A 14,265-nucleotide genomic window follows, 5' to 3' on the forward strand; every position below is an offset into this window, starting at 1 on the left:
TTAAAGTCGCGCAGAAGGTGGCCATTGTCATGCGCGCCTGGATGGATGCCGGCACGTCATCGGACAGAAGCGTCCACAAACGACGAAGGCGCGAACAGCCGGAGCCGTCGCGCCTTCGGGGTGGCAGCGGGGCGCGATGCCCCGTGGCCTCAGCTGGACAGGTGCTCGATCGCCGCCACGCTGCCCAGGCGGTCGCCCAGACGCTTGAGCAGCGCCAGGCGGTTGGCGCGCAGCGCGGGGTCCTCGGCGTTGACCATCACCGCATCGAAGAACGCATCCACCTGCGGACGCAGGCGGGCCAGGCGGTTGAGCACGCTGACATAGTCCTTCTGATGCAGGCTGGTGCTGGTTTCCTCGATGGCCGCTTCCACTGCTTCGGCCAGTGCGCTCTCGGCCGGTTCGGCCAGCAGCGCGCGGTCGATCATGCCCGGAATGTCACCGTCGGCCTTGCGCAGGATGTTGCGGATGCGCTTGTTGGCGGCCGCCAGCGCCTCGGCTTCCGGCAGCGCGGCGAACGTGCCGATGGCATCGATGCGGCGGTCGAAGTCGTACAGCGAGGCCGGCTTCAGGTCAGCCACCGCGTTGAAGTGCGTGGCCGGCACGCCCTTGTCGGCGTAGTAGCCCTTCAGGCGGTCGAGGATGAAGTCGTACAGGTCCTGCGGCAGCGCGTCGGTCTTGCGTTCGGCGCTCGGCGCCACGGCCGCCGGCAGGCCGGCGATGGCCGTACCGATCAGCGCGCGAAGATCCAGGTCGAACCCGCTCTCGATAACGGTCCGCGCCAGGCCCAGCGCGTTGCGGCGCAGGGCGAACGGATCCTTGTTGCCGGTCGGCTTCAGGCCCGCGGCGAAACCGCCGGCCAGGGTGTCCACGCGCTCGGCAATCGCCAGCACCTTGCCCAGCGGCGACAGCGCGATGTCATCGCCACCGAAGCGCGGCTGGTAGGCCTCGTCGATGGCCAGCGCCACCTCCGGCGACTCACCGCCGGTGAGGGCGTAGTGGCGGCCGGCGATGCCCTGCAGTTCGGGGAATTCGTTGACCATGCGCGACTGCAGGTCGTTCTTGGCCAGCACCGCAGCGCGTTTGGCCAGCACCGGATCCACGCCCACCTGCGGCGCGATCGCCTCGGCCAGTGCCACCACGCGCTGCACCTTGTCGGCCACCGAGCCCAGCTTGGCCTGGTAGGTCACCGTCTTCAGGCCTTCGCCCATCGACGCCAGCCCCTGCTTGAGGTCTTCATCGAAGAAGAACTTGGCATCGGAGAAGCGCGGGCGGATCACCCGCTCGTAGCCCTTGGCCACTTCGGCCACATCCCTGGACTCGATGTTGGCGATGCCGATGAACTTCTCGGTCAGCCTGCCGCCGGCATCGAGCACCGGGAAGAACTTCTGGTTGATCTCCATCGTTTCGATCAGCGCTTCCTGCGGCACCGCCAGGAATTCGCGCTCGAAGCTGCACAGCACCGCCGCCGGCCATTCGACCAGGTTGACCACCTGCTCCAGGTTGTCGTCGGTGATCCGCGCCTGGCCACCGGCCTGCGCCGCGGCGGCATTGACCGCCTCCACGATGCGGGTGCGGCGCACGTCGGCGTCGACCAGCACGAAGGCCGCCTGCAGCGAGCTGACGTAGTCCTCCGGCGAGGTCAGCCACACGGTCTTGTCGTGCATGAAGCGGTGACCGCGGCTCATGCGGTCGGCCTTCAGGCCGAGCACCTCGGCCTCGACGATGTCGCCGCCGTGCAGCAGCACCAGCCAGTGCACCGGGCGGGCGAAGCCATATGCATGGCTGCCCCAGCGCATCGGCTTGGGAATCGGCATCGCCGCGATCGCCTCGCGCAGGATCTCCGGCAGCAGCGTGGCAGTGCGCGCGCCCGGGGTGGTGGAACGGTGCACGAAGCGCTCGCCCTTGGCATCGCTGGTGCGCTCCAGCGCGGTCCAGTCGATCCCGGCCTTGGCGGCGAAGCCCTGCAGCGCCTTGGTCGGCTGACCGTCGGCATCCAGCGCGATGTTCAGGTACGGGCCCAGCACTTCACTGTGCTGTTCGGGCTGCTCCACTGCCACGCCCGGCAGCAGCACGGCCAAACGGCGCGGGGTCGACAGCGGCTTGGCATCGCCACGCTCGACGGCAACGCCACGCTTGGTCAGGCCGTCCACGACACCCTCGAAGAAGGCCTGTGCCAGGCCCGGCAGCGCCTTCACCGGCAGTTCTTCGGTACCCAGTTCGATCAGCAGCGGCAGCATCGTGCTCATGCCTGCACCTCCTTGGCAGCCACGGCTTCAAGGCGCTTGGCCTCGTACAGCTTGGCCACGGCCTGGGCCAGCGCGCGCACGCGCAGGATGTAGCGCTGGCGCTCGGTCACGCTGATCGCACGGCGTGCATCCAGCAGGTTGAAGGCATGGCTGGCCTTGCACACCTGCTCATAGGCCGGCAGCGGCAGGCCGACCTCGACCAGCGTCTGCGCCTCTTTCTCGCAGGCGTCGAAGCGATGGAACATCTCCTCCACGTCGGCGTACTCGAAGTTGTAGGTGCTCTGCTCGATCTCGTTCTGCAGGTACACATCGCCGTAGGTCACCGGCGTGCCATCCGGACCGTAGGTCCACACCAGGTCGTAGACGTTGTCGCAGTTCTGCAGGTACATGCACAGGCGCTCGAGACCGTAGGTGATCTCGCCCAGCACCGGCTTGCACTCCAGGCCACCGGCCTGCTGGAAGTAGGTGAACTGGGTGACTTCCATGCCGTTGAGCCAGACTTCCCAGCCCAGGCCCCAGGCACCGAGGGTCGGCGATTCCCAGTTGTCTTCGACAAAGCGCAGATCGTGCACCAGCGGGTCGATGCCCAGCGCCTTGAGCGAATCCAGGTACAGCTGCTGGATGTTGTCCGGGCTCGGCTTCATCGCCACCTGGTACTGGTAGTAGCGCTGCAGGCGGTTGGGGTTCTCGCCGTAGCGGCCGTCGGTGGGACGGCGCGAAGGCTGCACGTACGCGGCATTCCAGCTTTCCGGGCCGATCGAGCGCAGGAACGTGGCCGGGTGGAAGGTGCCGGCACCGACCTCCAGGTCCAGCGGCTGGATCAGCACGCAGCCCTGCTGCGCCCAATACTGGTTGAGGGTCTGGATCAGGCCCTGGAAAGTGATCGGAACGTTCGGAGTCGCGGACATGCGGCGGATTCTTGCCTGCAGGAGGGGTGCGCTAGTATAGCGACGACCACGCGGGCACCGCCCCGGCACGCCATCGGGCCGGGCCCGTCGGCACGTCCTACCGGCGGCACAGACCGCGTTGGCGCGTTCATGGACCGGTCCGGGGGGATGCCGGCCCCCCCATTACCGCGTGCACCGCACGCCACAAGGACCTCGGCAGTGGATCAGCGCCCACCGGTTTCATTCGTCCCCGGCCCGGACGCCACCGCCCCGCTGCTGCCGGGCCGGCTCGGCTTCGACCAGGTCGCCGCGGCGCTGGTCGCCGACGGTCTGGTGGCCGACACCGATCTGGAGCGCATCCGCTTCTCCGCCCAGGGCGCGCGCAATGCCAGCGAAGTCCACCCGCTGGTGCTGCTGGCCAATCTCAAGCTGGCGGCGGCCGGCGGCGGCGAGCTGGGCCTGGAGCGCCTCACCGAATGGCTGGCCACGCGCACCGGCACGCGCTACCTGCGGGTTGATCCGACCCGGGTCGATGTGTCCTCGGTAACCGCCCTGGTCTCCCACGCCTACGCACGCCGCCACCGCTTCCTGCCACTGGCGGTGGACAGCGAACGGGTGCTGGTGGCCACCAGCGAGCCGCTGGCGCAGGAATGGCTGCGCGACCTCCAGCACCTCACCCGGCGCCGCATCGACCTGGCGATGGTCAACCCGCTGGACCTGCATCGCTACACGATGGAGTTCTACGGCGTGACCCGCTCGGTGCGCGGTGCGCGCGGCGATGTCCGTGGCGAGGCCAGCGGCACCCTGCCCAGCTTCGAGCAGCTGGTGGAGCTGGGGCGTGCCGGCGACGTCAATGCCGACGACCAGCACATCGTGCACATCGTCGACTGGCTGCTGCAGTACGCCTACGAACAGCGCGCCTCGGACATCCACCTGGAGCCACGCCGCGACATGGGGCGCATGCGCTTCCGCATCGATGGCGTGCTGCACAAGGTGTTCGAGGTGCCGCCGGCGGTGATGACCGCCGTGGTCAGCCGCATCAAGGTGCTCGGCCGCATGGACCTGGCCGAGCGCCGCCGCCCCCAGGACGGCCGCATCAAGACCCGGTCGCCGGGCGGGCGCGAAGTGGAAATGCGCCTGTCGACCATGCCCACCGCGTTCGGCGAGAAGTGCGTGATGCGCATCTTCGATCCCGATGCGGCCTTCAAGAGCATCGACCAGCTCGGCTTCAGCCCGCAGGAGGCCGCCGGCTGGACCGCCCTGGTCGAGCGCCCGCACGGCATCGTGCTGGTCACCGGGCCCACCGGCTCGGGCAAGACCACCACCCTGTACTCCACGCTCAAGCGGCTGGCCACGCCGGACGTCAACGTCTGCACCGTGGAAGACCCGATCGAAATGATCGCCCCCGAGTTCAACCAGATGCAGGTGCAGACCAACATCGACCTGGACTTCGCCAGCGGCGTGCGCACTCTCCTGCGGCAGGACCCGGACATCATCATGATCGGCGAGATCCGCGACTTGGAGACCGCGCAGATGGCGGTCCAGGCCTCGCTGACCGGCCACCTGGTGCTGTCCACCCTGCACACCAACGACGCCGCCTCGGCGATCACCCGCCTGCTCGATCTGGGCGTGCCGCACTACCTGCTGGCCTCCACCGTCAACGGCATCCTGGCCCAGCGTCTGGTGCGCACGCTGTGCCCCAGCTGCAAGGTGCCGCACGTGCTCAACGCCGAGCAATGGGCGGTGCTGGCTGATGCCGATGAAGCATTACCTCAGGCGCCCACGCCATATGCACCGGTGGGTTGCATCGAGTGCCGGCGCACCGGTTTTCTCGGCCGCGTTGGCCTGTATGAGCTGCTGCCATTGGGTTCGCGGCTGCGCAGGATGATCCGCGCGGACATGGATCTGGCCGCTTTCAACCGCGCCGCCCGTGCTGAAGGAGTGCGAACCCTGCGCCGCGCGGGGCTTGAAAAGGTGGCGGCAGGGCTGACTACAATCGAGGAAGTCCTGTCCGTACTGCCACCCCCGGATGAATTCAGCCCCCTTCCTGATCATTGAAACCGGCCAACCCGTCGCCTCGCTGCGACGCTACGGGCGCTTTCCGCACTGGATCCGCGTCGCCGCCGGGCTGGACGCGGACGAGACCGTGGTCGTGGACGTCGAGCATGGCGAGGCGCTGCCGGCCCACCAGCAGTTCGCCGGCGTGATCGTCACCGGGTCGGCCGCGTACGTCACCGACCATGCCGACTGGAGCGAACGCAGCGCCGACTGGCTGCGCACCGCCGTCCACGCCGGTCGCCCGGTGTTCGGCATCTGCTACGGCCACCAGCTGCTGGCCCACGCGCTGGGCGGCGAAGTGGCCTACAACCCGGCCGGACGCGAGTCGGGCACGATCGAACTGGCGCTGGACCCCACCGCCGACAGCGATCCCCTGTTCGCCGGCCTGCCCGCGCGCTTCCCGGCCCACGCCACCCACCTGCAGACCGTGCTGCGTGCGCCCGACGGTGCCGCGGTGCTGGCACGTTCGGCGCAGGACAACTGCCACGCCTTCCGCTGGGGCCGGCAGGCGTGGGGCGTGCAGTTCCATCCGGAGTTCGCCACCCACCACATGCGCGGCTACGTGCGCGCCCGTGCCGAGTGCATCCGCCAGCACGGCGGCTGCGCGCGCAGCGTCGCCCGCGCGGTCAGCGCCGCGCCGCTGGCCCGCCAGCTGCTGCGCCGCTTCGTCCGCCAGGCACGCCTGGCCTGAGCCGTTCGCGTCACAGCGCCGTGCCCGCACGGCCTTCAGGTCACGCGCGCGGAAAACAGGGATAATCGGGATTCAACGGGCGCCCGCGCCCTCCCCCCAGTTTTCGGAATGGTATGAGCGAGATTCGCAAGCTGCCGGCCTCTGCCGGCGCGGAATGGCTGCTGTCCGGTTTCTCCCTGCTGCGCAGAGCGCCGCTGGCTCTTGGCCTGCTCGGCGTGATCTGGGCCGTGGTGGCCCTGCTGGTGATGTCGCTGGCGGTGGTCAGCCCGGCGCTGAGCACGCTGGCGCAGCTGCTGATGGCGCTGGCCGGTCCCCTGTTCTTCGGTGGCCTGGTGTGGGCCGTGCGCGAGGTCGACCTCGGCCGCAGCGCGCAGCCGGCGCACCTGCTGCAGGGCCTGCACGAAGGCCGTGCGCTGAACCTGCTGGCCTCGCTGCTGCCGCAGCTGGTGGCCGGCCTGTTCCTCGGCGCGCTGCTGCTGATGCTGATCGGCAGCAGTGGCCTGCAGCACCTCAGCGAGGTGATGGAGCAGCTCAACACCATCAGCCAGTCCGGCGCGCAGCCGGACCCGGCCCAGATCGAAGCGCTGGCCGCGAGCCTGCCGGCCGGCCGCATCCTGCTGTGGCTTGCACTGGTGGTGGCCACCTTCCTGGCGATGGCGCTGGCCCTGTTCACCCTGCCGCCGCAGGTGATGTTCGAGCACCGCAACGGCCTGCAGGCGCTGCGCCTGAGCCTGCGCGCCTGCCTGCACAACGTGCCGGCGATGCTGGTGTTCTTCCTGCTCTCGTTCGTGGCCGTGTTCGCCATCTACTTCGCGGTGATGCTGGTGGCGCTGATCGCCCAGCTGATCGGCGGCACGTTCCTGGCGCTGTTCGTGGCCCAGCTGCTGCTGATGGGCGTGATCATGCCGGTGTTCGCCGGGGCCATCTACACCGCGTGGAAGCAGATGTTCGGTCAAGGCACGGAGCCGCCGCCGATGCCGGGCCCGAACAACATGTTCGCAGCCTGATACAGAAAACCCCGGCCTGCGCCGGGGTTTTTTTTGTTCTTCTCGCGCCACCCACCCGCCACGCGGATGGAAGAGAACCGTGTTGCCCCTACTGCGGCGACTCGCCCGTCGCCGGGCGCGGCACCAGCCAGCGCGCGGCATGGATGCCCAGCTCGTAGAGCAGGCACATCGGGATGGCCAGCATCAGCTGCGACACCACGTCCGGCGGGGTCAGCACCGCGGCCAGCACGAAGATGCCCACGATCGCGTACCCGCGGCCTTCCTTGAACTGCTGCGGGCTGATCCAGCCCATCAGGGTCAGGATCACCATCGCCACCGGCAGCTCGAAGCTGCTGCCGAACGCGAAGAAGATCGCCAGCACGAAGTCCAGGTACGCATTGGCATCCGGGGTGATCGCGATCACCTCCGGCCGGAAGGTGGTCAGGAAGTGGAACACCGCCGGCAACACCAGGAAGTAGGCGAACGCACAGCCGAGATAGAACAGCAGCACCGACGACACCAGCAGCGGCACGGCCAGCCGCTTCTCGCGCGCATACAGGCCCGGCGCCACGAACGCCCACAGCTGGTACAGCAGCCACGGCACCGCCACGAACACCGCCACGAAGAAGGTCAGCTTCAGCGGCGCGAAAAACGCGCCGGCCGGATTGGTGGCGATCATCGATTGCCCAAGCGGCAGCTTGGAGATCAGCGGTTCGGCCAGCCACGTGTAGATCTTCTGGCTGAAGGGCATCAGCCCCAGCAGCGCCACGCCCAGCCCGAGCAGGGCGCGCACCAGACGCGCGCGCAGTTCGATCAGGTGTTCGACCAGCGAACTTTCAGGGGAGCTCGACTCACTCATCGCGGTGCCTCCGGCGACGACGGCGCGTCCGCGCGCGGCGCGCTGCCGTCCATGCCCGGGGGCGACGCCGCATCGTAGGTCGCGTGCGGCAGCGGCGGCACCGATGCCGGATCGACGGCGTCAACGTCCTGCGCGGTCGCGTGCTGGGCCATGCTGGCCGGCGAACCCGGTACCGGCCCGGTCATCAGCGGCGCCGCAGCATCATCTGCAACGGCCTGCCCCTGCTGCTGGACCTGGCCGCGCATCTGTTCGGCTTCGCGCCGTACCGCCTCGCCGCTGGCACGCAGCTGCGCTTCGGTGTCCTGCACCGAGGACTGCACATCGCGGAACTGGCGCTTGATCTCGTCGGCGTGCAGCTCGCGCTCCAGCTCCTGCTTGACCGAATCCCACTGGTTGCGCGCACGCCGTACCCACAGCCCGGCAAAGCGCGCGGCCTTGGGCAGGCGCTCGGGACCGAGCACGACCAAGGCCACTACCGCGATGACCAGCAGTTCACTGAAACCGATATCGAACACACCGACCGCCCGGGATCAGCGCGGGTCGCGGTCGTGCTCGGCCTGCGACGCCTTCGCCGCGTCCTGCTGCGAGCGCGACGCATCGCCGAGCTGCGCGGTCGGCTTGTCGTCGTCGTGCATGCCCTTCTTGAATTCCTTGACGGCGCTGCCAAGGTCCTTGGCGCCGCTGGTCAATTTCTTGGTGCCGAACACCAGCAGAACGATGACCAGCACGACCAACCAATGCCAGATGCTGAAACTGCCCATGAGCTGCTCGCGTTACGTAGTGATCAGACGGTTGAGCATAGCGCACCGGTGGTAAGCCGGCGCGCGTGACGAAAGTCAGTTGCCGTCCAGCGATTCAGTCCGGACTTCACCTTCGCCGACCGGCTGGAAGCCCTGCTGGGGCGCGGGCTGCGCCGGCACAGCCTGCAGCGGTGCCGTGGTGGCGCCAGCGGCGGGCGCCGGCGCCGGCGCGGCCCGTTCAGCCACGGCCGGGGCGGCGGCGCGCGGCGCCGGTGCGGCACCGGCGGTACCGCGCTTCTCGCGGGCTGAATAGGTGGCTTCTTCCAGACGGTCGCGGAAGGCCACCACATCGATCGACGGCGGCTCGCCCACGCGGCCTTCGAAGACCATGCGCGGGGTGGTGTTGCTGCCGTAGGCGTCCAGGTTGGCGGCATCGTCGATCTGCAGCACGGCGCCATCCAGCGCGACACCGGCGAACAGGCCCCGCGCACGCGACCACGACCAGATCTCGGCCTTCAGCTGGCCATCGGTGGCCGCCGCGGCATTGCGCCCGACCGGACCGGCGGCGACGCCGGCATCGGCGCCGAGGGTGAACTTGCCGTTGACGAGATTGTCCAGGCTGCGGTCGTTGCGGAACACCAGCACCACATCCGACGACTGCACACCGGCCTGGAAGCCGATGCTGCCGCCGGTGAGCTTCACGAACACCGGGTTGGACCAGCTGCCATCGGGCATTTTCACCGACATCAGGCCGTGGCCACGGCGACCGCCGATGACCAGGCCGGCCTTGATCGTATCGGGAATGACCACGACCGCGCGGCCTTCGTCCAGCAACTTGTCGGGAATACCCTGCTCGGGAATGTCCTGGATTTCGTTGAGGACGCGCACCGCGTTACGCGCACGCTGGTCCTCCTGTGGGCCAGCCATCGCCTGGGTCGACAACAGGCTGGCGGAGATCAGCAGTACAAGGCTCAGGCGGCGCATGGCGGGCTCCAGAAGTCGGGACACAGGAAGATAGAGCAAGTAACTGAAAGTAGAAGGGTTGCGATGAATCAGCAATGAGCGTCCCGGTCGAGAATACACGCCCTCGATGGGCACAATGCGGTCTATCAATCCCGACAATCGCGTAGACCTGCGAGAATAGCCCCCATGCTCGACGCACCCGACACCGCCGTGCTGGCGGTCAACCTAGGCACCCCCGAAACGCCCACCGCTCCGGCGGTCCGTCGTTACCTGGCCGAATTCCTCAGCGATCCGCGCGTGGTCGCGATTCCGCCGTTGCTGTGGAAACCCTTGCTGTACGGACTGATCCTGCCGCTGCGCAGCGGCCGCTCGGCCGCCAAATACGCCCAGGTGTGGCTGCCCGACGGCTCACCGCTGATGGTCCATACCCGGCGTCTGGCCGAGGCCATGCAGGCGCTGATGCCGAACCTGCGGGTGCGCCACGCGATGCGCTATGGCGCACCGGCGCTGACCGCAGAGCTGGACCGGCTGGCCGCCGAGGGCATGCGCCGGATCGTGGTGCTGCCGCTGTATCCCCAGTACTCGACCACCACCACCGCCTCGATCGAAGACCAGGTGCGCGACTGGCAGCCCCGGCACCCGGGCGTGACCGTCACCCTGGTGCGCGATTACGCCGTGGACCCGGACTGGGTCGCCGCCGTCGCGGCCAGCATCCGCCAGTGGTGGGCGCAGCACGGCCGCGGCGAGAAGCTGGTGTTCTCCTTCCACGGCATTCCGCAGCGTCTGGCCGATGCCGGTGATCCGTATCCGCAGCGCTGCGAGGCCAGTGCGCTGGCGATCGCGCAGGCGCTGGAACTCGGTGCCGATGACTGGAGGTTGACCTACCAGTCGCGCTTCGGCCGCGAGAAGTGGCTGCAGCCCTACGCCGAACCCACGCTGTGGGCGATGGCGGAAAGCGGCACGCGCCGCATCGACGTGGTCTGCCCGGGCTTTGCCACCGATTGCCTGGAAACACTGGAGGAAGTGGCGCTGGGCTTTACCGAAACCGTTGCCGAGCGCGGCGCCACCATGCGCTACATTCCCTGCCTCAACGATGCGCCCGAACACGCCCTGGCGTTGTCGCGGTTGAGCATCGCCGCACTGGCATGAGCCTGCAGCCGTTCTCGATCGACGTCGCCGGCAGCAGGGTCGCCGGCCTGCGCGCGTCCGTGCCGGACGGCACCCGCGTTCTGGCGCTGCATGGCTGGCTCGACAACGCCGCCAGCTTCGTCCCGCTGGCCGCCCAGCTGCCTGGCCTGGACCTGGTGGCGATCGACCTGCCCGGGCATGGCCACAGCGCGCACCTGCCGCCCGGCACGCAATACAACACCCCCGGTGCGATCTGCCATGTGCTGGATGTCGCAGACGCGCTGGGCTGGGACCGCTTTTCCCTGATCGGCCATTCGATGGGCGCCGGCATCGCCAGCCTCACCGCGGCCGCCGCGCCGGAGCGCATCGAACGGCTGGTCGCGATCGAAGCGCTCGGCGGCCTGCGTGGGCCGGAGAATGAAACCGCACAGCGCCTGCGCGACCACGTCCGTGCCGCGCGCGCCCTGCCCAGCAGGAACCTGCGCGTGTTCCCGGACCTGAGCACGCCCATCCGTGCCCGGATGATGACCAACCAGCTCAGCGAGCCCTGCGCGCGGCTGCTGGTGGAACGCGGCGTCAAGACCGTGGACGGCGGCTACAGCTGGTGCAGCGATCCGCGCCTGATGCTGCCCACGGCGATGCGCCTGAGCGAAGCCCAGATCGACGATCTGCTGGCGGCCATCGACTGCCCCACCCAGGTGATCTACGCCACGCCCGCGCAGGCCTACTACCCCGAGCCGCTGCGCAGCCAACGCATTGCCCTGCTGCGCGATGGTCGCCTCGCGGTGTTCCCCGGTACCCACCACCTGCACATGGAGCATCCGCGGCAGATCGGTGAGGTCATCCGCGGTTTCCTCACCGCCTGACCTGCGGTGCGGGTGGCCGCCGCGCGCATGCGGCGGCGTACTGCGACACCGTGTCGCACTCAATTTTCCGCACGATCGACCGATACCGTAGGGGCAGGCGGGAGGATCCCGCCTGTGTCGTCGCATGCTCCGCCGCCGCGAAGCCGCGCATCACCCCAGGCTTCCAGGGACCGTCGTCGCCATGTCGTACCGGCCGTGCCATCGCCCACAGGACCGGGCCATGACGGGGGTGATCACCACCGCCGCCAGGCGTGCGCACCGTACCCCCCACCGTCTGCTTCCCTTCGCTTCCGTGTCCACTGCTTCGACAGTGCGCGACGCGGCATCCGCCTGTCCGCACGCGCGGTAACGGCCCCCTGCTTCCTGCTGATCCCGGAGTCGCCATGTCTGCCCTTCCCACCATTCCCTCCCGCCCGCCGGACCGTGCGCGCAGGCCGGCCCTCGACACCGACACCCTGCTGCTGCTGGCCGTCGCCGCGCTGCTGGTCGCGGCGCTGGCGATGGCGTTCTGGCACCGCCAGCTCGCCCCGTCGCTGGCCGCTGCCGTTGCCGCGGCCCTGCTGTGCACGATGGCACTGCGCCAGCGCCGGCAGACCCGTGCCGCGGCCCTGACTGCCCAGCGTGCCGCCGAGGCCGCCGACGATCTCGCCCGGCGGCGCGCACGCGATGACGCCGGTCATCTCGAGAACGCGCAGATCCGCCAGGCCCTGGACGTGTCGCGGACTGCGATGATGATCGCCGACAACGACCACGTGATCCGCTACGTCAACCAGTCCGTGGTCACCCTGCTGCGCAACCAGCAGACCAGCCTGCGCGAAGCCTTCCCCGACTTCGACGCCGAGCGCCTGGTCGGCAGCAGCATCCACCGCTTCCACGTCGACCCCGATCGCATCCGCGGCATCCTCAATACCCTGAGCCAGGCCCATCACGGCCGCGTGCGGATCGGGCCGGTGCATTTCGCCCAGGTGGTCACGCCGGTATTCGACGCGCGTGGCCAGCGCCTCGGCTTCGCGGTGGAATGGCACGACCGCACCCAGGAGCTGCTGCTGGAGACGGCCGTGGCCGGCATCGTCGCCGCCGCCACCAAGGGCGACCTCGATCAGCGCCTGCCCGCCAGCAACAGCGGCGTCAGCTTCCTCGACGGTCTGACCGGCGGCATCAACCAGCTGCTGGACAGCGTGGGCGGCACCGTGGGCGAGATCCGCCGCGTGCTCTCCGCGCTGGCCGAAGGCGACCTGGACCAGCGCATGCACGGCGAGTTCGACGGGTCGTTCGCCGCCATGCAGCGCGATGCCAACGCGACCGCGGCCCAGCTCACCGCAATGGTCGAGCGGATCAAGCAGTGCACCGGGTCGATCTCGCTGGCCGCCAGCGAAATCGCCAGCGGCAACAGCGATCTGTCCGAGCGGACCGAACGACAGGCGGCGCATCTGGAGGAAACCGCCGCGTCGATGGAGGAACTGACCTCCACCGTGCGCCAGAACGCCGAGCACGCCCGCCAGGCCAGCGCGCTGGCACAGGGGGCGCACGACGTCGCCAGCCGTGGCAGCGACGTGGTCGGCCGCGTGGTCACCACGATGGACACCATCCAGGGCGCCTCCACCCGCATCGCCGACATCACCCGCGTGATCGACGGGATCGCCTTCCAGACCAACATCCTCGCCCTCAACGCCGCCGTTGAAGCCGCCCGCGCGGGCGAGCAGGGCCGCGGCTTCGCGGTCGTGGCCAGCGAGGTGCGCATCCTCGCGCAGCGGTCTGCCGATGCGGCCAAGGAGATCAAGCACCTGATCGAGGACGCAGCCAGCCATGTCGCCGACGGCGCACGCCTCGTGCAGGACGCCGGCCGGACCATGCAGGAGATCGTCAGCAGCGTTGGCGGGGTGAGCGGCATCATGGTCGAGATTTCCTCGGCATCGCAGGAACAGGCGGCCGGCATCGACCAGGTCAACCAGACCGTCGCGCAGATGGACGATGCCACCCAGCAGAACGCCGCGCTCGTCGAAGAAGCCAGCGCCGCAGCGCGTCTGCTGGAGGGCCAGGCGCAGGAACTGACCGAAGCGGTCGCCGTATTCCGCCACCAGGTGCACAGCGACACCACAGCGCAGGGAATGCGCAGCGCAGCGTAATCCGCGCAGCGCAATGAAACGAGAGACGGCGCCCACGGGCGCCGTTTTTTTTGGGCGTGGGTGCCGCCGTTTTGTGGTGTGGGTGCCGATCGTTTCTTATGGCGTGGGTGCCGATCGTTGATCGGCACATCCCACCACCGCGCGCGAATCCCGCCGCTGCGCGCCGCCGCCACGACCAACGGTCGGGCGCCACCAGGGGTTGCACTGCATCGGCGTCGATCCGGTGGCGCCGCATCCCGATCTGGACCGGCTCCCGGTAGGTGCCGACCGCTGGTCGGCACGCTCCATCACCGCGCGCAAATCCCGCCGCTGCGCGCCGCCGCCACGACCAACGGTCGGGCGCCACCAGGGGTTGCACTGCATCGGCGTCGATCCGGTGGTGCCTCGTCCCGATGTGGACCGGCTCCCGGTAGGTGCCGACCGCTGGTCGGCACGCTCCATCACCGCGCGCAAATCCCGCCGCTACGCGGCGTCGCCGCGACCAACGGTCGGGCGCTACCGTGTCTGGCCATCACCGCGCGCAAATCCCGCCGCACCGGTGGCGGTATGCAGGATCGGAGCGCCTCCGCCCATGCAACGCACAAAGAAAAAACCCCGCTGCATGAGCAGCGGGGTTTTCGGGGTGTAAACCCTGGCGATGACCTACTCTCGCATGGCTTAGGCCACACTACCATCGGCGCAGCTGCGTTTCACTTCCGAGTTCGGGATGGGATCG

Annotated in this window: 12 protein-coding genes and 1 rRNA gene; 6 read left to right on the forward strand and 7 right to left on the reverse strand. The window is 69.0% G+C overall.

The genetic code is table 11. The annotated features are described in order from the left end of the window. Window positions 1-149: 149 nt before the first annotated feature. Window positions 150-2,246 carry a glycine--tRNA ligase subunit beta gene (glyS, locus tag ACO6VK_RS08515; RefSeq protein ID WP_422506452.1) on the reverse strand — a complete coding sequence of 699 codons (2,097 nt, stop codon included), beginning with the start codon at window positions 2,244-2,246 and terminating at the stop codon, window positions 150-152. Then, window positions 2,243-3,154, reverse strand: coding sequence for a glycine--tRNA ligase subunit alpha (gene glyQ, locus ACO6VK_RS08520; RefSeq protein WP_422506453.1), 912 nt, complete (start codon window positions 3,152-3,154; stop codon window positions 2,243-2,245). Before glyQ ends, glyS begins: the two co-directional genes overlap by 4 nt. A gap of 198 nt (window positions 3,155-3,352) precedes the next feature. On the opposite strand from glyQ, the gene ACO6VK_RS08525 reads away from it, so the two are divergent. The 3 genes from ACO6VK_RS08525 (at window position 3,353) to ACO6VK_RS08535 (ending at window position 6,889) form a co-directional block, all read left to right on the forward strand. Beyond that, the gene (locus ACO6VK_RS08525; protein WP_422506454.1) at window positions 3,353-5,191 is read left to right on the forward strand and encodes a GspE/PulE family protein; all 1,839 of its coding nucleotides are present in this window, start codon (window positions 3,353-3,355) and stop codon (window positions 5,189-5,191) included. Further along, window positions 5,163-5,882, forward strand: a complete 720-nt coding sequence (locus tag ACO6VK_RS08530; RefSeq protein ID WP_422506455.1) for a glutamine amidotransferase — start codon at window positions 5,163-5,165, stop codon at window positions 5,880-5,882. The genes ACO6VK_RS08525 and ACO6VK_RS08530 overlap by 29 nt, the downstream gene beginning before the upstream one ends. A 113-nt stretch (window positions 5,883-5,995) precedes the next feature. Next, entirely contained in the window at window positions 5,996-6,889 is an 894-nt protein-coding gene (locus ACO6VK_RS08535; RefSeq protein WP_422506456.1) for a BPSS1780 family membrane protein, read from the forward strand. 88 nt (window positions 6,890-6,977) lie between these two features. Here the strand turns inward: ACO6VK_RS08535 and tatC are convergent, their stop codons facing one another. From tatC to ACO6VK_RS08555, 4 genes are all read right to left on the reverse strand, one after another. Then, window positions 6,978-7,727, reverse strand: a complete 750-nt coding sequence (gene tatC, locus ACO6VK_RS08540; protein WP_422506457.1) for a twin-arginine translocase subunit TatC — start codon at window positions 7,725-7,727, stop codon at window positions 6,978-6,980. Then, the gene (gene tatB / locus ACO6VK_RS08545) at window positions 7,724-8,242 is read right to left on the reverse strand and encodes a Sec-independent protein translocase protein TatB (RefSeq protein ID WP_422506458.1); all 519 of its coding nucleotides are present in this window, start codon (window positions 8,240-8,242) and stop codon (window positions 7,724-7,726) included. Before tatB ends, tatC begins: the two co-directional genes overlap by 4 nt. Window positions 8,243-8,257: 15 nt before the next feature. Further along, window positions 8,258-8,488, reverse strand: a complete 231-nt coding sequence (gene tatA, locus ACO6VK_RS08550; RefSeq protein ID WP_422506459.1) for a Sec-independent protein translocase subunit TatA — start codon at window positions 8,486-8,488, stop codon at window positions 8,258-8,260. Between the two features lie 75 nt (window positions 8,489-8,563). Continuing rightward, entirely contained in the window at window positions 8,564-9,451 is an 888-nt protein-coding gene (locus tag ACO6VK_RS08555; RefSeq protein WP_422506460.1) for a lipid-binding SYLF domain-containing protein, read from the reverse strand. 165 nt (window positions 9,452-9,616) lie between these two features. On the opposite strand from ACO6VK_RS08555, the gene hemH reads away from it, so the two are divergent. The 3 genes from hemH (at window position 9,617) to ACO6VK_RS08570 (ending at window position 13,550) form a co-directional block, all read left to right on the forward strand. Then, complete coding sequence (gene hemH / locus ACO6VK_RS08560) at window positions 9,617-10,579, forward strand: ferrochelatase (RefSeq protein WP_422506461.1); 963 nt, start codon at window positions 9,617-9,619, stop codon at window positions 10,577-10,579. Beyond that, a complete protein-coding gene (locus ACO6VK_RS08565; RefSeq protein ID WP_422506462.1) occupies window positions 10,576-11,424 on the forward strand; it encodes an alpha/beta fold hydrolase in 849 nt (282 codons plus the stop codon). Before hemH ends, ACO6VK_RS08565 begins: the two co-directional genes overlap by 4 nt. 383 nt (window positions 11,425-11,807) lie before the next feature. Further along, entirely contained in the window at window positions 11,808-13,550 is a 1,743-nt protein-coding gene (locus tag ACO6VK_RS08570; protein WP_422506463.1) for a methyl-accepting chemotaxis protein, read from the forward strand. A 629-nt stretch (window positions 13,551-14,179) separates the two neighbouring features. On the opposite strand, the gene rrf is transcribed toward ACO6VK_RS08570, so the two are convergent. Beyond that, window positions 14,180-14,265 (reverse strand): 5S ribosomal RNA (gene rrf, locus ACO6VK_RS08575); the annotation flags it as partial.

The sequence above is a fragment of the Stenotrophomonas sp. GZD-301 genome (assembly GCF_049310345.1).
Lineage (GTDB): Bacteria > Pseudomonadota > Gammaproteobacteria > Xanthomonadales > Xanthomonadaceae > Stenotrophomonas.